Annotated in this window: 18 protein-coding genes; 3 read left to right on the top strand and 15 right to left on the bottom strand. The window is 68.2% G+C overall.

The annotated features are described in order from the left end of the window. Positions 1 to 4: 4 nt before the first annotated feature. The 3 genes from IPV10_RS02275 to IPV10_RS02265 are packed head-to-tail and all read right to left on the bottom strand — an operon-like array spanning position 5 to position 2,648. Positions 5 to 1,003: a Gfo/Idh/MocA family protein gene (locus tag IPV10_RS02275; RefSeq protein ID WP_207480035.1), complete on the bottom strand. Its 999-nt coding sequence runs from the start codon at positions 1,001 to 1,003 to the stop codon at positions 5 to 7. After that, on the bottom strand, positions 1,000 to 2,097 hold the full coding sequence (locus tag IPV10_RS02270) for a DegT/DnrJ/EryC1/StrS aminotransferase family protein (RefSeq protein ID WP_207479951.1): 1,098 nt from the start codon (positions 2,095 to 2,097) through the stop codon (positions 1,000 to 1,002). The genes IPV10_RS02275 and IPV10_RS02270 overlap by 4 nt, the downstream gene beginning before the upstream one ends. Then, positions 2,094 to 2,648 (bottom strand): acyltransferase, encoded by a 555-nt coding sequence (locus tag IPV10_RS02265; protein ID WP_207480033.1) that lies wholly within the window; start codon positions 2,646 to 2,648, stop codon positions 2,094 to 2,096. The genes IPV10_RS02270 and IPV10_RS02265 overlap by 4 nt, the downstream gene beginning before the upstream one ends. 195 nt (positions 2,649 to 2,843) lie before the next feature. Here IPV10_RS02265 and IPV10_RS02260 point away from each other — a divergent pair, with 195 nt between their 5' ends. After that, a complete protein-coding gene (locus IPV10_RS02260) occupies positions 2,844 to 3,542 on the top strand; it encodes a glycosyltransferase family 2 protein (RefSeq protein ID WP_207479949.1) in 699 nt (232 codons plus the stop codon). Then, positions 3,539 to 3,904, top strand: coding sequence for a DUF2304 domain-containing protein (locus IPV10_RS02255; RefSeq protein WP_307861035.1), 366 nt, complete (start codon positions 3,539 to 3,541; stop codon positions 3,902 to 3,904). The genes IPV10_RS02260 and IPV10_RS02255 overlap by 4 nt, the downstream gene beginning before the upstream one ends. An 18-nt stretch (positions 3,905 to 3,922) precedes the next feature. Here the strand turns inward: IPV10_RS02255 and IPV10_RS02250 are convergent, their stop codons facing one another. From IPV10_RS02250 to IPV10_RS02195, 12 genes are all read right to left on the bottom strand, one after another. Next, complete coding sequence (locus tag IPV10_RS02250) at positions 3,923 to 5,857, bottom strand: DUF6541 family protein (protein WP_207479947.1); 1,935 nt, start codon at positions 5,855 to 5,857, stop codon at positions 3,923 to 3,925. Next, a complete protein-coding gene (locus IPV10_RS02245) occupies positions 5,854 to 6,591 on the bottom strand; it encodes an ABC transporter ATP-binding protein (RefSeq protein WP_242684527.1) in 738 nt (245 codons plus the stop codon). Before IPV10_RS02245 ends, IPV10_RS02250 begins: the two co-directional genes overlap by 4 nt. Next, entirely contained in the window at positions 6,588 to 7,490 is a 903-nt protein-coding gene (locus IPV10_RS02240) for an ABC transporter permease (RefSeq protein ID WP_307861034.1), read from the bottom strand. The genes IPV10_RS02245 and IPV10_RS02240 overlap by 4 nt, the downstream gene beginning before the upstream one ends. A gap of 113 nt (positions 7,491 to 7,603) precedes the next feature. Then, positions 7,604 to 10,048 (bottom strand): VCBS repeat-containing protein, encoded by a 2,445-nt coding sequence (locus tag IPV10_RS02235; RefSeq protein ID WP_207479942.1) that lies wholly within the window; start codon positions 10,046 to 10,048, stop codon positions 7,604 to 7,606. Between the two features lie 111 nt (positions 10,049 to 10,159). Next, positions 10,160 to 11,233: a glycosyltransferase gene (locus tag IPV10_RS02230; protein ID WP_207479940.1), complete on the bottom strand. Its 1,074-nt coding sequence runs from the start codon at positions 11,231 to 11,233 to the stop codon at positions 10,160 to 10,162. Between the two features lie 69 nt (positions 11,234 to 11,302). Further along, positions 11,303 to 12,748, bottom strand: a complete 1,446-nt coding sequence (locus IPV10_RS02225) for an LCP family protein (protein ID WP_207479938.1) — start codon at positions 12,746 to 12,748, stop codon at positions 11,303 to 11,305. Next, the gene (gene purE / locus IPV10_RS02220; RefSeq protein WP_207480027.1) at positions 12,745 to 13,212 is read right to left on the bottom strand and encodes a 5-(carboxyamino)imidazole ribonucleotide mutase; all 468 of its coding nucleotides are present in this window, start codon (positions 13,210 to 13,212) and stop codon (positions 12,745 to 12,747) included. The genes IPV10_RS02225 and purE overlap by 4 nt, the downstream gene beginning before the upstream one ends. A gap of 145 nt (positions 13,213 to 13,357) precedes the next feature. Then, positions 13,358 to 14,482: a 5-(carboxyamino)imidazole ribonucleotide synthase gene (locus IPV10_RS02215; protein WP_207479936.1), complete on the bottom strand. Its 1,125-nt coding sequence runs from the start codon at positions 14,480 to 14,482 to the stop codon at positions 13,358 to 13,360. Positions 14,483 to 14,588: 106 nt separating this feature from the next. Further along, a complete protein-coding gene (locus IPV10_RS02210; RefSeq protein WP_207480025.1) occupies positions 14,589 to 15,107 on the bottom strand; it encodes a PH domain-containing protein in 519 nt (172 codons plus the stop codon). An 87-nt stretch (positions 15,108 to 15,194) separates the two neighbouring features. Further along, positions 15,195 to 15,965 carry a biotin--[acetyl-CoA-carboxylase] ligase gene (locus IPV10_RS02205; protein ID WP_307861033.1) on the bottom strand — a complete coding sequence of 257 codons (771 nt, stop codon included), beginning with the start codon at positions 15,963 to 15,965 and terminating at the stop codon, positions 15,195 to 15,197. Between the two features lie 2 nt (positions 15,966 to 15,967). Then, complete coding sequence (locus tag IPV10_RS02200) at positions 15,968 to 17,251, bottom strand: CDP-glycerol glycerophosphotransferase family protein (protein WP_207479934.1); 1,284 nt, start codon at positions 17,249 to 17,251, stop codon at positions 15,968 to 15,970. Positions 17,252 to 17,320: 69 nt separating this feature from the next. After that, complete coding sequence (locus IPV10_RS02195; protein ID WP_207479932.1) at positions 17,321 to 18,562, bottom strand: CDP-glycerol glycerophosphotransferase family protein; 1,242 nt, start codon at positions 18,560 to 18,562, stop codon at positions 17,321 to 17,323. Positions 18,563 to 18,661: 99 nt separating this feature from the next. Here IPV10_RS02195 and IPV10_RS02190 point away from each other — a divergent pair, with 99 nt between their 5' ends. Then, entirely contained in the window at positions 18,662 to 19,684 is a 1,023-nt protein-coding gene (locus tag IPV10_RS02190) for a glycosyltransferase (protein ID WP_207480021.1), read from the top strand.

Below are 19,684 nucleotides of genomic sequence, written 5' to 3'. Positions count from 1 at the left end.
CGACTCACAGCGTGGCGTCTAGCCGCTGGGTGATGCCCTCGCGCGCCGATTCGAGGGCGGCTTCGACGACGACGAGCGTGCGCTGACCCTGTTCCATCGTGACGAGGTCGGTCCGCTTGCCGAGAACGGCGTCGCGGAACGCCTCATGCTCGACGCGAAGCGGCTCTCGCTTCGCGAATGCATACCGTGTGACGTTGCCTTCCGAGACGCCGCGGAAGCTGGAGACCGATTCCCATTCGAGCGGGATCGTGCCGTTGGCATAGAAGGTGAGGTCGCCGGTGGAGGTGTCGGCGACGAACGCGCCTTTCTCACCCGTGACGACCGTGAGGCGCTCCTTCATCGGGGACAGCCAGTTCACGATGTTGTTCACGATCACCCCGGACGCGGTGCGTCCGGTGATCGTGATCATGTCCTCGTGCTCACGGCCGCTCTTGAACGCGGTTTGCGCGAACACGGTCTCGTAGCCGGACTGCACCACCCAGGCGGTGAGGTCCACGTCGTGGGACGCGAGGTCCTTCGCGACACCGACGTCCGCGATGCGGGAAGGGAACGGTCCCTGCCTGCGGGTGACGACCTGATAGACGGCCCCCAGTTCGTCGGCCTCGATCCGCCGCCGCAGCTCCTGGAGCGCGGGATTGAACCGTTCGATGTGGCCGACCGCGCCGACGAGGCCCGCTGCGGCAAAGGCATCGACCATCCGCTGTCCTGCTTCGACGCTGTGCGCGATCGGCTTCTCGACGAGCGTATGCACGCCGGCCGCGGCCAACTTCAGCGCGGCGTCTTCATGGAAACGGGTCGGCACAGCGACGACCGCGATGTCGATGCCCGATTCGATGAGCGAGTCGATGTCGGGGAGGACGTCCAGGTCTCCGGCGACACCGTGCGGGTCCCCGCCAGGGTCGGCGATCGCGACGAGATCCACCCCGTCGATCTCGCGCAGGACGCGGGCATGATGGCGACCCATCATGCCGACACCGAGCAGACCTGCCCGCAGCGTCATCAGGCACCCGCCTTCGCGACGGTATTGACTGCGGCGACGATCCGCTCAAGGTCATCCTGGCTCAGCGAGGGGTGCACAGGCAGCGAGACGACCTCGCGCGCGGCGCGCTCGGTCTCGGGCAGGTCCAGGCCGGGCGCGAAGTGCGTCAGCGACGGCAGGCGATGGTTCGGGATCGGGTAGTAGACGCCCGCGCCGACGTTGTGCTCATCCTTGAGCGCGCCGACGAAGCCGTCGCGGTTCTCCGGCACGCGGATCGTGTACTGGTGATAGACGTGCACAGCGCCCTCGGCGACCGGTGGCACGACGACGCCCTGCAGGTTGGCGTCCAGGAAAGCTGCGTTCCGCTGGCGGGTCGTCGTCCATGCGTCGACCTTGGTCAGCTGGACGCGGCCGATCGCGGCGTGGATGTCGGTCATCCGCGCGTTGAATCCGATGACCTCATTCTCGTACTGACGTTCCATGCCCTGATTGCGCAGCAGCTTCACGCGGCGAGCGATCTCGTCGGTCGCCGTGGTGACCATGCCGCCCTCGCCGCTGGTCATGTTCTTCGTCGGATACAGGCTGAACATCGCGAACTCGCCGAACGAGCCGACCGGGCGTCCGTCCAGCGAGGCGCCGTGTGCCTGGGCCGCGTCCTCGTACAGCGCGATGCCGCGTTCGGCCGCGAGAGCTTCCAGCTCGCGCATCCGCGCCGGGTGCCCGTACAGGTGCACCGGCAGTATCCCCTTGGTCCGCGGTGTGATCGCGGCGGCCACTGCCTCCGGGTCCAGGGTGAACGTCTCCGGCTCGATGTCGACGAACACCGGGGTGCCGCCGGTCAGTGCGACCGAATTCCCGGTCGCCGCGAACGTGAAGGAGGGAACGATGACCTCGTCGCCCGCACCCACGCCGGCCGCGAGAAGGCCCAGGTGGAGCCCGGCGGTGCCGGAGTTCACCGCGACGGACGGCCGCCCGGGCACGAAGTGCGCTGAGAACTCCTGCTCGAACGACGCGACCTCCGGCCCCTGTGCGATCATCCCGCTGCGCATCACGCGATCGACGGCTTCGCGCTCCTCGTCGCCGATGATGGGCTTGGCGGGGGGAATGAACTCGCTCACACGGTCTCCTTGGTCAGTGTTCCGGCGGTCTCGAAGTAACGGTCGCCCGTCGTCGGGCACACCCATATGTTGTCGTTTTCACCCGCGACTAGCGGCACGCCCGACTCGCCGACCCAGCCGATACGGCGGGCGGGGACTCCGGCGACCAGCGCATACGGGGGCACGTCCTTGACGACGACGGCGCCGGCGGCGACCGTCGCCCAGGCACCGATCGTGACGGGTGCCACGCACGTGGATCGCGCGCCGATCGCCGCGCCCCGTTCGATGGTCACCCCGACGGGCTCCCAGTCGTGGGCGCTCTTGATCGTGCCGTCAGCATTGATCGCTCGCGGATAGGTGTCGTTGGTCAGCACGACCGCTGGGCCGATGAAGACGCCGTCCGCCAGTTTCGCCGGTTCGTAGACGAGAGCATAGTTCTGCACCTTGCAGTTGTCCCCCATCTCCACACCCGTGCCGACGTACGCGCCTCGTCCGATGATGCAGTTCTCGCCGAGCCGTGCGCCTTCGCGGACCTGGGCCAGGTGCCAGATCGAGCTGCCGGAGCCGATCATCGCATCGGGCGAGACATCCGCGGAATCGACGATCCGCACGCTGGCGTTGTTGCTCACAGACGAGTACTCCTTGCGAGACGGAAGAAAGCGGGAGTCTCATTCTATGCCGCTCATACGCGCGACCTGGGAACTCGCCACGGCGCACGACCGGCCGACTGCCGCGGAGTGCCGCCCGCGCCTGACAGAATAGGAGCCATGTCCTCGACTTCCCCAGCGCCCGTGCGGCCGGATCCACGAGCCTGGGTGGTCATACCCCTGTACAACGAGGCGTCGGTCGTCGGCACGGTCGTAGACGGCCTCCATAGGTCCTTCGTGCACGTCGTGTGCGTGGACGACGGTTCTTCCGACGACTCCGCGAGGGCGGCCAACGCCGCCGGAGCACTGCTCGTTCGCCATCCCGTGAATCTCGGTCAGGGCGCTGCACTGCAGACCGGAATCGAATTCGCGCTCCTGCACGAGAGTTGCGAATACATCGTCACCTTCGACGCCGACGGACAGCACCGGGTGGAGGACGCGCGGTCCATGGTCGCCAAGGCGCGCGCCGAGGGAGCAGCGATCGTCTTCGGCTCTCGGTTCCTGGATGATAGGACGAAGCCGGGCTGGATGAAGCGAGTCATCCTCAAGACCGCCGTCTGGGTCACGAACCTCACGACAAGCATCAAGCTCACCGATGCTCACAACGGACTCCGGGTCATCCGCCGGGACGCGGCCTCGCGTATCCATCTTCAGCAGGACCGGATGGCGCACGCCACGGAGATCGTCCTTCAGCTCGGTCACACAGGGCTGCCATGGGTTGAGCATCCTGTCGAGCTGCTCTACACCGATTACTCGAAGGCGAAGGGCCAGTCCGTGCTCAACTCGGTCAACATCCTCGTCGATCTGATCGTGCGGTGAACCCCGTGTGGATCCAGATCGTCCTCATCGTCGCGATCGTCGCGATCGGCGCCGTCTTCATGCGCCGAACAGGAGCCGACAGCCACCTCGCGATCCGCCGCCTGCTCTACGGTGTCTTCGTCGTGGTGGCCGTGCTCTCGATCCTCTTCCCGCAGTGGTTGACGTGGCTCGCGAACCTCATCGGCGTCGGACGCGGCACCGATCTGCTGCTCTACGCCCTCGTCGTGATGTTCCTGGCCTTCGTTTACACCCAGTACCGCCGCAACGTCACTCAGCAGCGGAAGCTGACACAGCTCGCTCGAAAGCTGGCATTGCTCGAGGCCGAGCAGCACGAGGACGACTCGACGAGCAACCGCGCCTGATCGCGGTCACGCCTGCGCTCAACTTCCAGCGTCGCAAGCTGTGATCCGCCAGAGCTTCGCGTCGCCCTCCTCGGCAACGAGCACGAACCCGTCGGCAGCGTCAAAGTCTGTCATCCCGAGCAGGACGAACCGTCCCGCCGTCATCTCGCCACGCCCGAAGTCCAGCACGTACTCCGGGCTGCCGAGCTGTTCCAGCGCCTCGCACACGAGCGGTTGCCTCGACACGTCCCTGAGATGCTCGCCGAGGATCTCCCATGCGTCGCCACGAGGGTGCGACCAGTTCCTGGGATACACATTCGCCCCGCTCAGTGCGTATCCGAAGCCCGTGCCGGTCGAGGGGTTGCCGATGATGAGCGCTCCCGGCTCCACCAGCTCGTCGAGTCTGCGCAGAAGGTGCCGCTCGTCGGGGGACAGATAGGAATCGTGGTTCGACGTATATCGCGACTGGACGTCGACCTCGTGATCGGGTGCCAACGGCATCATCAGTACCGGCCAGAGAGCGAGTGCCGCCGCCCCGGCAGTCAGGGCGACAGCCGTCGCAAGAGTGCCCTCGACGCGGGGCCGGGCGCCGCGACGCGAGATCGCGACGAGCCGACGCACGCTCCAGACGAGCCCCAGAGCGGCGAGCGGGAGCATCACGAGCGGAAGCGTCGCAGCGATGCGATAGGGGTCGGCGTACCAGGGGCCGAGCAGCCACCGGCGCACCAGCGGGTTCGCCACGGAGGTCGCCGCGAACATGAGGAGTGCCAGGGCCGCCCAGGCGATCGTGATCTGCCGCAAAGAGCCGCCCCGCCGCCAGGCGACGATCGCACCGAGAAGGGCGAGGACCGTTATCGCGGGAGACAGCGGAAGATCCACCTGGGAGGTCAGCAGGAGCTCCTTGACCGCCTCCATCCAATTTCCGTACGGCTCCCAGTGCGCAGCGCCGGCGACCTTCGCCATCGCGACCCAGGCGACAGCCACGGCGGCGACTACGATGACGATGGCGATGAGTCTGCGACCTCGCGGCTGGGCCGATTCGTCGACGACGAGGAGGACGATCCGCACGCCGATCAGCAGGATCCAAGTGAGGAGCACAACAGGCTGCGCCATGCCGAGTGCGGCGAGTATCAGGAAGACGAACGCAGAGATCCGGATGATCCCCTTCCATCTGCCGGGTTCTCCGGATCCCGCTGTACCGTTCCATACGACGGCGAGGGACGCCGGAAGCAATGCCAGCGCCAGCGCGTTCGGGTAGAGCACGCCCCACTCCAGCATGAGCATCGGGAAGTGGAGCATCGCTCCGGAGAGGGCAGCGGTCACGGCTGCGAGGGCGGGGTCGCCGGATATCGCACGGGCGAACCAGGCCAGACCGGCCGGCCACACGACAGCCGCGATGACGACTGACGTCATGTTCACGGCGAGGGGGACATCACCCCCGTTGGCATTCGCGATCACGGAGACCAGTGCGTGCCAGCCGCCGGGGTAGAAGGTGCGGGAGCCGAGCACGCCGGTGAGTGTCAGCGATGACGCCGAACCTGTCTCCTCGATATACCGCAGCGCGTTCAGGTGGAACACCGCGTCGTTGGTCTGCGAGATCGCGTCGGGCAGGCCGATGTAGAAGACCAGACGCAACGCGATGAGAAGCCCACCGCCGACCAGCGCGACCCCCAGCATCGCTGCGCCACGCCAGGTGCGGCGGGAGACAGCAGGGAAAGTCCAACTCGCGAGCGCGAGTGCGAGGACGGCGAGGACTGCGACGCCAGCTCCGAAGGTCGCCGCATTCCAGCGGATGCCGAGTAGTGGATAGACCAAGGCGAGCGAACCGGCCACTGCGACACCGGACACCGGGGCGAACGCCCAGAGCGCGAGCCCGCGCAGCCGGATCGCGGCGCCGATCAGCATGCCCGGGCCGAAGACCACCAGCAAGGCGATCACGAGTGAGCCGGAGTGTGCGATCCACTCCGAGATCATTCGTCGACCAGCGCGATCGCGCCTTCGATCTCGCCGTCGTAGACGAGCTCGCCCTTGTTGATCACCACGCCTCGCGTGCAGAGCCCGCGCACCATTTCCATGTCATGGCTGACCACGACCAGGGTTTTCTTGTGCGCAATGAGCTCTTCGAACTTGAGCCGGCACTTCTCACGGAACGGAGCGTCACCGACCGAGAGGATCTCATCGACGAGGAGCACGTCGAGCTCGACGTGGATCGCGACCGAGAAGGCGAGCCGCATGAACATGCCAGAGGAGTAATGCTTCACCTCCTGGTCGATGAAGGGCTCGATCTCACTGAAGGCGACGATCTCGTCGTAGCGCTCCTCGATTTCCCTGCGCTGCATGCCGAGGATCGCGGCGTTCAGGAAGACGTTTTCCCGTCCGGAGAGCTCAGGGTGGAAGCCCGCACCGACCTCGATGAGACCGGCGACCCTGCCGCGGGTCAGGACGCGCCCGTCATCGGGCTCCATCACTCCCGAGATGAGCTTGAGGAGGGTCGACTTCCCTGAGCCGTTGAGCCCGAGGATCGCCACGGATTCACCCTCGTTGATCACGAGGTCGAGCCCCTTGAGAGCCTCGAAAGTGCTTGAGGTTTTCCGCCGCCGGATCCAGGCGACCACGGTGTCCTTGAAGGACAGTGCGTGGTTGAGCGTGAACATCTTGCGGACACCCTCGACGATGATGCTCGGACGCATCTGGGTTGCAGTGCTCATAGGTCTTGCGCGAACCTTCCCTCGAGGCGCCGGAACACGAGCTGCCCGAGCAGGAGCGTGCCGACCGCGATCGCGAAGGTCCACAGGGTGTTCCACGCGAGTTCCGGCGGCAACGCCATCGTCGTGGACGTGATCGGCCGCCAGAACGCGTAATGGAACAGCTCGACGCCCTGGGTGATCGGGTTCAGGAGATAGAGATTGGTCAGCCACTCGGGCCAGCCGAGCTTGACCATCGCGTCCTGCACCATCGTCCACGCGTAGAGCACCGGCGACGCCCACGTCGCGAGCAGGAGAAGAAGCTCGACGATGTTCTCGGCGTCACGGAACCGCACGTTGAGAGCACCGAAGAAGAGCCCGATCCCGAGCGCGAACAGCGAGACGATGACGATACCCGCGAGCACCGCGAGAATCGAAAGGATCGTGATGCTCGTGAGCCATCCCATGAAGAGACAGACGATGAGCAGCAGCGCGAGCTGCGGGAGGAAATGAATGAAGGCGACGAGCACCGCGGACACCGCGAACAGCTGACGGGGAAGGAAGACCTTCCTGACCAGTGCCGCGTTGTTCACGATCGACGTCGTCGCGTTCTTGAACGCCTCCGAGAAGAGGTTGATCACCACGATGCCGGAGAACAGGTAGACCGGATAGTTCTGAATGTCGCGGTTCAGGCTCAGGAAGAGTCCGAGCACGATCCAGAAGACGAGAAACTGAGCTCCCGGTCTCACGTAGGACCAGGTCCAGCCAAGAACCGAATTCCGGTACCGAGTGGTGACCCCGGTCTTCACGAGGAGGTACAGGAGATAGCGCCAGCGCACGACGTCGATCAGTCCCCGACTCGTGCCGGGGGTGTCGAACTCCGAGCGCGGGACGCCGGCGAAAAGCTCACGGGTGTCTGTCACGGGCCCACTCATTCATTCGCGACGACGGATCCATCGCGTACTCGGATATCTTACGGCCCCAGTCACCTCACGACCTGAGTGACACCCACCGCTCGGAGCGTCGCGGTCGGCGATCAGCCAATGCTGAGCATGCTGGCCCACCCGCGTCCGATGGCCGAGACCGCACGCCACGAGCCCTTGCCGTCGCCGCGATACAGCCAGATCACACCGGACTGATCGCGCGCCAGCACGTCGATCCTGCCGTCACCGTCGAAGTCCCCCGGGCTGAAGATGTCCCGCATGCCGCTCCAGCCCCAACCGATCACGTGAGAGCTCAGCCATGCGCCGTCGCCCGATGAAGCGTACAGCCAGAGGGTCCCGTCTCCGTGCCGGGCGACGAGATCCGCCCGGCCGTCGCCGTCGAAGTCACCGCCGTTCGTGGCCGAGACGAACGAACCCCATCCCTTGCCAATCTGAATGCCGGTCTCCGACCAGCCGCCTTCGCCGTCACCGCGGTACAGCAGAAGCCTGCCGTCGGAGGCTCGCGCCAACACGTCGACCCTGCGGTCGCCATCGAAGTCGATGCCGCCGACGAGCCAGGCGAAGTCACCCCATTGCCGGCCGATGACGACCGGCTGGACATAACCGCCCGCTCCGTTTCCGGGGAGCATGAGGAGATCACCCGCACCGTTGACCCGTCCGAGGTCGGCATTCCCGTCGCCGCTGAAGTCGCCGAGAGACAGCAGCACGTCACCGGACGCCCACCCCTGCCCGACGGTACGTGCGGCCGCCCAGCCGCCGCTTCCGTTGCCGCCATAGGCCATGAGGGCGCCCGCCCCGGTCACGGCCACGACATCACGGCCCTGCGACCGGTCGAGATCCCCCACGCCGGGCAGGAACGCACGTGGCTTCGCCGCGGCAGCCCCCGCTGCACCGGTGCCGGCGAGGATGTTCCAGCCGACACCGACCTTCGTGCCGGAGCGCAGATAGCCGTCTCCTGCACCCGGATAGAGCGACAGGACTCCTGTGGAGGTCTCCGCGAGCAGATCGGCGCGACCGTCGCCGTTGAAGTCACCCGGGGTGAAGACCTTGGCGAACTGGGACCATCCGATCCCGATCTGCTGGGTGCCCTTCCATTTCCCGAGGCCCGTTCCCAGGTAGAGCCGAAGGTATCCGGCACGGTCACGGGCGACGAGGTCTGTGGCACCGTCGCCGTTGAAGTCAGTCCCGCCGATGAGCATGTTCATCCCGCTCCAGCCGGTGCCGATGATCAGCGGTGCGCGGAATCCGCCGCGGTCATCGCCACGCCAGAGCAGGAGCTGGCCTGCGGCGTTAGTGCTGAAGAGATCCGGAACACCGTCACCGGAGAAGTCACCGGCGGCGGCTGTGAGCACAACGTCTCCACCGGCAGGCGACACCTCGGCGCCCGCGCTGAGGTTCGTCGTGCCTGTCCCGTTCAGGATCGAGATTCGATTGGTCGGACCCACCGCTACGAAGTCGCGGTTGCCGTCCCCATCGAGGTCTCCGAGCCCATGCAGTGCCTTCAGGCCGACTTCGGTCGCGCCGATCTGCGTACGAGCACCCCACGTTCCCTTGTTGAACGGATAGCCCCAGATCTTGCCCGCCGCGTCCACTCCGGCGACGAACGAAGAGGTGTTGACAGATGTCAGGGAAGGCGCAGCGGACGCGACAGCCTGCGTAGACCCGAACCAATCAGTGAAGTAGTTGTAGAAGTTCCGGTTGCCGTACGCCGAGCAGGCGTCGCCCTCACCGTAACCCGCTCTGAGAGCGGCTGCATTCGGCTGGTAGGGGGTGTAGTAGAACAGCGCGGCAGTCGCCTTGTTGGCCACGTACACGGGGGCGGAGCCGCAGCTGATCTCGGGGTTGTACCTGATGTTCCAGGTCTTGCCCGGTGCGTAATAGGTGAACCACCTGCCTTCCATGTAGATCTGCATCTGGCGAGCGGCGCCGTAGATCTGATGGAAGAAGCCGACGTAGTTCGGATCGCACGGGACTCCGCCATCGGGACATCCTTGTCCGAGGGCGGCGCTGTACCGAGGGGCGCTCGGCCACGTGTGGGTGACCAGGCCCTGCTCCTTCTGCAGCATGACGATCAGCACCTGCGGGTTGATGTTGCAGGCCTGCGCCACCCGGTGGATGATCCGCGCCGCCGACTCGTCGGCAGCGCCCGTGTAGCCGCTGCAGTAGGCGTCAGCCGGCCGGTTGACCGAAGTGGTCTTGAAGTCCTTGAGACAGACGATGGGGCCGTACTTGTCGGAGCCGCCCAGGCACTTCGGGACCTTGCTGTTGAAGAAGGTCTGGATCTGCGCCTCGGTCATCGTGCTCTTGTTCGTGAACACCGCGTCGCTGATGATGTTGCCCGCGCTGAAGCCGGCGAGCGTCGTCTTCACGATCCCGGAGGCCGCGGGATCGGCCGCGATGCGGGCACCACCGGCGACAGAAGCAGAGGCCGATGCGCCAGGAATCGGCGCGAAGACACCGACCACGAGCGCCGCGACGGCGGCGTAGGTCAGGAGGAGACGGGCCAGCCTCTGGGCGTTTCGAGAGCGGGGGGGCACGACGAGACATGTGACCAGTGTGACTGAAGTTGCAGGATGATGCCACTGTTGCTGAATATCGCCCGCACAGAAACGGCGTGTCGCGCAAAGACACAGCCACTGCTCAGCGGCTCACAGGTCGGCGTGCAGCCCCCACACGCGCTCGGCCGAACCCGTCCACGAGAACGCCCTCGAGCGGTCGGCTCCGAGCACGCTGAGCCGCCGCGCCCCCGCGCCCGCCGCCTCGGCGACGGCATCCGGGATGTCTTCCGCGGCCGCCAGCATCCCGCCGTCGGCGATCACATCGCGGTGCACACCGCCGTCGACCGCCACCACCGGGACACCCAGCGTCATCGCCTCGACCGCACGCCACGGCCACTCGTGGAGAGCGCTCGTCGCCACGAAGACGGCGGCGCCGGACAGCACGGCCGCCCTGTCCTGCGCAGACAGCACGCCCCTCACGTGCGCGCGAGACTCCGGCAGCCCCGCGGCGGAGGCGATCTCCGCGAGACCCGGCTCCGTGCCCTCCGGGGCGTCGAGGACCACGGCATCCGCCCCGGCCGCGAGCGCGCCGCGGAATCCCGCTTCGAGCTCCCCCGCATCACCGGTCAGCACGACATAACGCGCAGGGAGCGAGAGCGCCCGTCGCCTGGCCACAGCGTCCAGCGGCACGGCGAATCCCTCGGGCGCCGCCCCGGCGATCACCCGGATGCGCTCCCCCAGCTTCGTGAGCTCTGCCAGCCGCTCCGCCATGGCGTGCGAGGGGACGACGACCGCGTCCGCATGCTTCACGGCGCGGCGCAGCATCCCCCGGTGCCAGGCCACGGCGGACTTGGACAGCCCGTCCGGCGCCTCCCAGTGCCGCAGGGTCCACAGCGTGACCGTCGTCTGGTCGTGATCGTGGACCTTGTCGTGGCGCACGAGTGGCGCCATCAGCGTCGCCGAGTGGATCATGCCGCCGCCGACACCCGAGACGAGGCCCAGCTGCCAGGCGGCGGCCAGCTCTCGCCGCGCCAGCGACAGCCTGCGCACGTCTGCGAGACCCGGCATCGAAGGCGACGCACCCGCAGGCACGATCGCCTCGACCTCGCACCGTGATGGCGCCGTCGCGACAAGCCCCGCGGCCAGATCGAGCGCCGCAGAGGCCTGATCCGCGTCGACGACGTGCATCAGCTGATCCAGGACAACACGCAGCCGAGCACTCATGATCTCAGGGTAATCGGCGCCACCGGCCCAGGCTGGGAACCCACCCGGGAGCGGACCATAACCGCAGCGTCACGGCGCCGGCGTCTCGGTCGGCGGGTGCAGCGTCTGCTCGATCAGGTCGTGGATGTGCGCGTAGCCGGGCTCGTGCTCGTCGACTCCGAACTCGGGCGTCAGCTCGATGGTCGCGACCGTCTGCTTCTTCGCCTTCGTCATCAGGTCGAAGAACTCCGGCAGCTTGTCCTGCGGGAGGTCGGTACTGATCAGCGCCGTCCCGGCCGATGCGACCTCGTTGAAGCGGGTGAGCACGGTCTGCGGCGTGAACTGCGCCAGGATCGCCTCCTGCAGCTCGCGCTGGCGCTTCATGCGATCCCAGTCGCTCGTGGTGTACCGCGAGCGGGCGTACCACTGTGCGGTCTCGCCGTCCATGGTCTGCTGGCCCGGCTCGATCCAGCCGAACGCCCAGTCGTCGACGGGCTGCCCGTCGTACGCAGGCCCCCCGCCCTTCGGCAGGCGCTCGGTGACGTTGATGTCCACCCCGCCGAGGGCGTCGACGAGCGCCGCGAAGCCGTGCATGTCGACGAACACGTAGTACGGGATCTTGATGCCGAGCACGCCCTCCGCGGCATCCTTGGTCGCCTCGATTCCCGGTTCGGAGCCGTGCGCCGCCGCGTCCGGGTACAGCGCCGATCCCGCATCCTCCCGGCAGCTCTCGGCCGCGTTGCGGACGTGATTCATCCAGGCGTTCCAGCCGCACGTGTCGGAGCTCTGCCCCTCGAATCCGTTCGGATACAGCTCCTGCATCGGGCTGCCTTCGCTGAACGGCGCGTTCGGCAGCTCGCGCGGGATCCCGGTGATCGTCACGGCGCCCGTTGTGGCGTTCACGGACACGACGGAGATGCTGTCGAACCGCATGGAGTCACGGCCTTCGCCGCTGTCGGCACCGAGGAGGAGGATGTTGTAGTAGCCCTCGCTCGGCTCGACGCTCGGGCCGCTCTGGCCGAAGATCGTGCTGATCGTGCTGCGCGCGGTGCCGACGGAGGTCGCCGCGTACGCGGTGCCGCTGCCGATCAGGCCGAGCAGGAGCAGGGCGACGACCGGGATCGCGAGCTTCGACAGGCCTCCGACCTTCACGAGGCGGACGAGCCGCAGCGCGTCGAACGTGAGCACCGCCCAGAGCACCAGATAGCCGATCAGCAGAGCCTGCACGACCGTGAGCACCACAGATGAGAACCATCCGGCCCCGACCGTCATCCACAGGAACACGGGCTGCGCGAACAGCGCCAGGCCACCCGCCACGATCACGAGGAACCAGCCCAGCAGGGTCGCCCCGAGTCCGAACCGGCCGAGCCTCCGGCTGCCGGCGAGCACCTGCGCCGAACCCGGCACGAGGACGTTGAGCACCACCAGCCACCAGCCGCGCTTGGCCATGACCCCCGCATCCGCGACATCGGGATGCCGCAGCGGCTTGGTCTCGATCACCGGGCGCGCCGCGAAGCGCGGCGCGGCGAGGGTCACAGCGACTCCTTCAGCCGATCGTTCTTCTCCTCGACCTGGGCCTCCAGGTCGCGCGCGTAGGCCTCGACACGGTCGGCGAGCGCATCGTCGGAGGTCCCGAGTATCCGCGCGGCGAGGATGCCGGCGTTCTTCGCTCCGCCGATCGATACGGTCGCGACGGGGATCCCGCCCGGCATCTGCACGATCGAGAGCAGCGAGTCCATGCCGTCGAGATACGCCAGCGGCACCGGCACGCCGATCACGGGAAGCGCCGTCATCGACGCGAGCATCCCCGGCAGGTGCGCGGCTCCCCCTGCTCCGGCGATGATCACGCGGATGCCGCGACCACGCGCCTCGCGCGCGTAGGACATGAGCTTGTCAGGGGTGCGGTGCGCGGACACCACCTCGACCTCGTGGGCGATGCCGAAGTCGGTGAGCGCCTGAGAGGCGTCGCTCATCACGCGCCAGTCGGAGTCGGACCCCATCACGACGCCGACCAGCGGAGCAGCCGAAGAGTGCAGCGGGGCGTCGGTGGAGTGCAGTGGCTCAGTCACCTGAACAGGGTATGGTCTGGCGCTGGGAGAAACCCCCAACGGCACGCCTCTGCGCGCAGTGTGACGCAGAATCGGCTCAGGCGAAGTGGGCGGCGGCGGCGCGGGCCTCGTACACCGCGTCGTCGAGGTCGTCGCCGGAGACGTTCACGTGGCCCACCTTGCGACCGGGGCGCGGCGCCTTGCCGTAGGTGTGGACCTTGGCGGCCGGATGCTCGGTCATCGCGGCCGTGAAGCGCTCCTCGAGCGTCCCCTCCGCAGGCCCGCCGAGGATGTTCACCATGACCGACCACGCGGCACGAGGCGACGGGTCGCCCAGCGGAAGATCCGCGACCGCCCTGAGGTGCTGCTCGAACTGCCCGGTGACGGCGCCGTCCTGGCTCCAGTGGCCGCTGTTGTGCGGTCGCATCGCGAGCTCGTTCACGAGGATCCGCTCGTCGTCTGTCTCGAACAGCTCGACCGCGAGCATCCCGGTGACGCCGAGCCCTTCCGCGATCGACCTGCCGATGCCCTCGGCGACGCGGGCGAGACGCTCCGGCGCAGCGGGGGCCGGCGCGATGACCTCGGCGCAGACACCGTCGCGCTGAACGGTCTCCACGACCGGGTACGCGACCATCTGTCCGCTCGGACGCCGCGCCACCTGCTGGGCGAGCTCACGGACGAATCCGACGAGCTCTTCGACCAGCAGCGCCTCGTCCTCGGCGAGCGCGTCCAGCCACTCCTGCGCATCGCCTGCGGAGCGCACCACGCGCACGCCCTTGCCGTCGTATCCGCCGCGCGGGGTCTTCACCACTCCCCTGCCGTCGTGAGCGTCCAGGAACGCCTGCAGCTCGCCGGCGCTGCGCACGGCGGCCCAGTCCGGCTGCGGGATGCCGAGCTCGGCGAGGCGGGCGCGCATGACGAGCTTGTCCTGCGCGAACTGCAGCGCATCGGGCCCCGGGTGCACAGCGACCCCGTCGGCGACGAGCGCGCGCAGCACCTCCTGCGGCACATGCTCGTGGTCGAACGTGACGACGTCGACGTCGGCGACGAAGGCCCGCACCGCCTCAAGATCGCGGTAGTCCCCCACCGCCGTGGCCGCCAGCTGCGCCGACATGCCCTCGCCTTCAGCGAGGACCCGCAGCTCGAGACCCAGTTCGACCGCCGGGGCGATCATCATCCTGGCCAGCTGGCCTCCACCGATCACGCCAACACGCAGCGCCATGTGCCGCCTCCATTCGTCATGACCATTCTCGCGCACGGACACGAGCATCGAACACCGTTCCGCATCGGCTGCGCCCGCGGTGCACCGCATCGCTCGATGCAAGGCGTCAGAGCGGGGCCGTGCCGTCCTGCCCGGACTGGGCGTCACGGTGCGCGAGGATCTGGCTGACCTCGATCTGGTCGGCGAGCGTCTCGTGCACGAGCGTCACGTTCGGCACGTTGAGGAGTCGCATCGGCGCATCGACGCCGTTCGACAGCGTGATCGTGCCGACGCCCCACATCCTCTGCAGGATGCCTCGGCGCACTCCGATCGTGTAGCCGCGGGCGTGCGACATCTCATCGCGGCTGCGCGCGCCGATCCCGTGGCTCGTGATCACACGACGCGTCGTCACGGTGACGGTGCGCGAGTACCAGATCACGAAAGGCACGACGACGAGAGCCACCACGAGCGCTCCGGCTGCGGCGAGCAGCATCCAGTCCTCGAGACCCGCCGGGAGGTTCCCGTAGAAGTATGCGGCGGCGCCGCACACGCCGATCAGCACGAGAGCCGACCAGAAGAGCCTGCGGGCGTGGCCCCGGAAGCGAGCGATGAGAAGCTCCTCCGCCGGCACACCAGCCGGCGGCATGGTCGGCCGTCCGCCGAGAGTCACTGGCTGGGTCACGCCTCCATTGTGCCCCCTGCCGCCGACAACCGGCCGTGCGTCCCGGGCGTGTCAGCGTCGTACTGGGCGCACGTGCACGACGTCGCCCGCCGACACCGGGTGCTCCGAGCCCGCGGAGAGCACCACCAGCCGCCCCTCCGCATCCAGCGCCGTCGCGGTTCCCTCGAGCATCCGCTCACCCGGGAGAGCGACCGTGACATCGAGGCCGAGGGTCGCGCAGCGCGCGCTCACCGCCTCATGCAGCCCGCTGGACACCGCATCGCCCGATGCGGCGAGCGCCGAGAGCCGCGCGTCCAGCCCACCGAGGTAGTCCGCGAGAAGGCGATCCGCATCGGCGGTCGCACCGAGCGAGGCGAACGACGTCGCGGTGGGCACAGGGAGCTCGGATGCCGTCATCGCGGTGTTCACGCCGGCGCCGACGATCACGGCGTCCGCCGCCGCCTCCGCCAGGATCCCGCAGATCTTGCGCCCGTCGACGAGCACGTCGTTCGGCCACTTCACGGCGACGTCATGCTCGGGCAGCTGCGCCGCGACGGCATCCGCCATCGCCAGGCCGGCCGCCAGCGGGATCCACCCCCGCGCCTCCCCCGCATCCGGCAGCCGGCGGAGCAGCACCGAGACCGCGAGCGACGCTCCGGGAGGCGCGATCCACGAGCGATCCAGTCGCCCCCTGCCCGCGGTCTGATTCTCCGTGACGAGGACGGACAGGTGCGGCCAGGCGACCGCATCCGCCACGTGCGTCCGCAGCTCCGCGTTGGTCGACCCGATCTCAGGAAGCATCTCCAGCCGCGCGACGACGGCGCGGGTTCGGGACAGCTCCACGATCAGTCCTCCTCGTCGTCGCTGTCGTCATCGTCGTCGTCCTCGTCGCTGCGGACGAAGCCGACCTCGTGGGCGAGCCACTCGTCCCACTCCTGCATCAGCTGCTCGATCGCGCCGTGGAACTTCTCGGTCGCGACGCCGGGGGTCGTGTCGCCGAAGTAGTGCTGCACCCACATCCGCAGACGCGCGATCGCCGCCTCGTCCGCGCGGACCCGCTCGACCTCGGCGACGATTCCTCGCGCCCCGTCGACCGTGAGCCACTCGCAATCGGACAGGTAGCCGTTCGTGTCGATGGAGGCCCGCTCGTCCGCCGGGCGGGTGATCATCAGCGGCTTGCCGACGGCGAGCCGGTCGTAGACCATCGCCGAGATGTCGACGATCGCGACGTCGGCGGCGGCGAGCTGCCAGCCGAGATCCGCGCCGTCGTCGTACACGTGCTGCGCCGCCCTGTCCGCCGCGTTCGCCGCGCCGATCGCCGCGATGATCCGCCGGTGCGCGGCACCGTACGCGGCATCGACGACGCCGCTGCGCGGGTGCGGACGGTAGATGACGCGGTGGCGGCCGCTCGCGAGGAGGGCTGTGACGAGGGACTCTCCGTGCGTGGCGATCGAGCCGTAGTGGGCGCTCGGCCGATCGCCCTCCCAGGTCGGGGCGTAGAGGACGACGATCCGCTCGTCGGGGGTGTACGGCAGGGTCCCCGAGTAGTGGTCGGCCTGCGGCCTGCCGATCTCGATCGTGCGGCGGTCGACGTCGTAGTCCCAGAGCGTGCGCGACAGGCGATCACGTGCAGCCTGACCCGCGACCAGCGCATAGTCGTAGGCCTTGTACTGATTCGTGGTCATGTACATCTTGTCGGACTCGCCGTGGTTGATGAACACGTGCCAGCGGCGCCCGTAGCGGAACATCTGGAAGTTCCGGGTGTTCTGGTTCACGTAGAGCACGATGCGGATGTCCTGCTTCGCGACGAACTTCTCCAGATTCCGCACCGTGGGCACGAACGCGACCGGCGGGGCGTCCTCGTCGAGGAGCTTCTCCGCACCGGTGGCCTGGCGTGACAGCACGACGACCGGCCAGCGCTTCGAGAGCTCGGCGAGCGGCCGGTACCACTGCCGCATCTGGTACATGTTCACGGCGCCGTCCGCGAAGTACACGGCGATCTGATAGTGGTCGCGCGGATGAGGCTGCTGCGCGGCCATCCGCCGCCTGACCCGCTGCACGGCGCTGCGCGACGCGAGCGCGTGCCTCAGCAGACGGTACGCCTTCTTCGCGTCGGAAACTGCACCCATCCCTCCAGAATACTGAGTCTCCCGTTCCCGGCCCCGCCCGGGAGACTCGAACGATACGAAAGGGATACGTCAGTCCTTCGCCGCTGCGTCGCCGCGGCGGTCGGCTGCACGGAACTGCTCCCACCGCCCCATGAGCTGCTCGATCGCCGCATGGAATCGCGCGGTGGCAGCCCCTGGCGCGGTGTCCCCGAAGTAGTGCCGAGCCCAGCGGTCGAGCCGTGCCATGGCGGTGGCGTCGTCTCGGACCCGGTCGATCTCGGCGACCACCTTCCCTGCGTCCGCCACAGTGAGCCACTCGCAGTCGGACAGGTAGCCGTCGGTGTCGAGCACCGCCTCGGGGTCCGCGGGCCGCGTGACCAGCAGCGGCCTGCCCACCGCCAGCCGGTCGTAGACCATGGCCGAGACATCGAGCACGGCGACGTCGGCCGCTGCGATCTGCCATCCGACGTCCGGCCCGTCGTCATGCACATGATGCGCCGACGGATCAGCGGCGTTCGCGGCGGCGATCGCCGCGATGATGCGCCGGCTCGCCGCGCCGTAGCGGTCGTCGTTCACGCCGCTGCGAGGGTGCGCGCGGTAGATGACTCGATGCCGACCGGTCGCGAGCAGCGCCTGCACCAGCTTCTCACCGTGCGAGAGCACCGAGCCGTAGCTCATCGACGCCCGGTCGCCTTCCCAGGTCGGTGCGTAGAGCAGCACGATCCGATCATCGGCGGGATACGGAGTCGCCGCCCGGAAGTGATCGGCCTGCGGTCTGCCGATCTCGATCGCGCGGCGGTCGACGTCGTAGTCCCACAGCGCCTGCGACAGGCGATCGCGGGCGGCCTGCCCCGCGATGAGCGCATAGTCGTACGCCTTGTACTGGTTGCTGCTCATATAGACCTTGTCGGACTCGCCGTGGTTGATGAAGACGTGCCAGCGGCGTCCGTAGCGGAACATCTGGAAGTTCCGGGTGTTCTGATTCACGTACAGCACGATCCGGATGTCCTGATCCGCGAGGAAGCCCTCGATGTCGCGGATCTTGGGCGCGTAGACCACGGGCAGAGCCGCGTCGTCGAGGAGCGCCTCCGCTCCGACGGCGGAGCGTGAGATCACCACGACCGGCCACTGCTCGGCGAGCTGGTGCAGCGGCCGGTACCACTGCCGGATCTGGTACATGTTCACCGCAGAGTCGGCGAAGTACACCGCGATCCGGAACGCCCCGGACGCCTGCTCGTCGACCCGGCGATGCACCCGCCGCGCGGCCGCACGGGACGCAACGGCGCGGCGGATCAGTCGATAGGCCTTCTTCGAATCTGAGATCACGTCCATCCCACGACGCTAATCAGCGAACCTCCGAGGTGCCCGTGACATGATCGACGGGTGGATGACGCCGGAACGACCGTGCCCGAGAACGGGGTGTCGTTCGTCATGCCCGTGCTGAACGAACGGGCGTATCTGCGGCACGCCGTCGAGTCCGTGCTCGCACAGGACCTCGACGTTCCCGCGGAGCTGGTCCTCGCCCTCGGACCGTCCACCGACGGCACCACGGAGCTCGCGGAGGCTCTGGCCCGCGACGACCGCCGGATCCGCCTGGTCGACAACCCGGCTGCGCACATCCCGGTGGGCCTGAACGCGGCGATCCGGGCCAGCCGCCACCCCACCGTCATCCGCGTCGACGCGCACTCCGAGCTCGCGCCCGGTTACGCGGCGCGGGCGCTCGCGACGCTCGAGCGGACCGGCTCGGCGAACGTCGGCGGCGTCATGCACGCCGAGGGGCGCACACCGTTCCAGAAGGCCGTCGCCCGCCTGTACAACTCCCCCGTCGGCCTCGGCGGCGGCGCCTATCACGGCGGTGCGCACGAGGGCGAGGCCGAGTCCGCCTACCTGGGCGTGATGCGCCGATCAGTGCTCGATGAGGTCGGCCTCTTCGACGAGACGGTCAGGCGCGGCGAGGACTGGGAGCTGAACCTCCGCATTCGCCAGGCAGGGCACCGCGTGTGGTTCGATCCGGGCCTGTCGGTCACGTACTGGCCGCGCGAGAGCTGGCTGCGGCTGGCACGGCAGTTCCGGGCGACCGGCGCCTGGCGCGGTGAGCTCGTGCGGCGCTTCGGGAGGCGCAACGGCATCCGCTACTTCGCCCCACCCGCGCTCGTGCTCCTGCTCACCCTCGCAGTGATCGTCAGCGTGCTGCAGCTCACCGGGGCGCTGAGCGGTGTCGCGTCTCTGATCGCGTCCGCGGTGTACCTGCCGCTTGCCGCCTACCTGCTGCTGGTGCTCGCGGTCGCGCTCGCACCGGGCGGCGGCGGCATCCGACAGCGGCTGTGGACCCTGCTGGTGCTCCCCACGATGCATGTCGCGTGGGGCGTCGGCTTCCTCGGAGGCGTGCTCAAGGGCGCGGGAGACACGGTCGACGCCTCTCGACTCGGCACCCGCAACACGCCGCTGCCGTAG

The organism is Microbacterium sp. SD291 (assembly GCF_017355365.1).
Lineage (GTDB): Bacteria > Actinomycetota > Actinomycetes > Actinomycetales > Microbacteriaceae > Microbacterium.
Note: the sequence above shows the minus strand (reverse complement) of the source record. Positions and strands in the feature narration are given on the sequence as shown.

Coding starts and splice junctions, on each gene's coding strand:
- IPV10_RS02265 (WP_207480033.1), bottom strand. CDS start 2,648: ATGATCGGCTCCGGCAGCTCGATCTGGCACCTGGCCCAGGTCCGCGAA.
- IPV10_RS02260 (WP_207479949.1), top strand. CDS start 2,844: ATGTCCTCGACTTCCCCAGCGCCCGTGCGGCCGGATCCACGAGCCTGG.
- IPV10_RS02250 (WP_207479947.1), bottom strand. CDS start 5,857: ATGATCTCGGAGTGGATCGCACACTCCGGCTCACTCGTGATCGCCTTG.
- IPV10_RS02245 (WP_242684527.1), bottom strand. CDS start 6,591: ATGAGCACTGCAACCCAGATGCGTCCGAGCATCATCGTCGAGGGTGTC.
- IPV10_RS02230 (WP_207479940.1), bottom strand. CDS start 11,233: ATGAGTGCTCGGCTGCGTGTTGTCCTGGATCAGCTGATGCACGTCGTC.
- purE (WP_207480027.1), bottom strand. CDS start 13,212: ATGGGGTCCGACTCCGACTGGCGCGTGATGAGCGACGCCTCTCAGGCG.
- IPV10_RS02215 (WP_207479936.1), bottom strand. CDS start 14,482: ATGGCGCTGCGTGTTGGCGTGATCGGTGGAGGCCAGCTGGCCAGGATG.
- IPV10_RS02210 (WP_207480025.1), bottom strand. CDS start 15,107: ATGCCGCCGGCTGGTGTGCCGGCGGAGGAGCTTCTCATCGCTCGCTTC.
- IPV10_RS02200 (WP_207479934.1), bottom strand. CDS start 17,251: ATGGGTGCAGTTTCCGACGCGAAGAAGGCGTACCGTCTGCTGAGGCAC.
- IPV10_RS02195 (WP_207479932.1), bottom strand. CDS start 18,562: ATGGACGTGATCTCAGATTCGAAGAAGGCCTATCGACTGATCCGCCGC.
- IPV10_RS02190 (WP_207480021.1), top strand. CDS start 18,662: ATGCCCGTGCTGAACGAACGGGCGTATCTGCGGCACGCCGTCGAGTCC.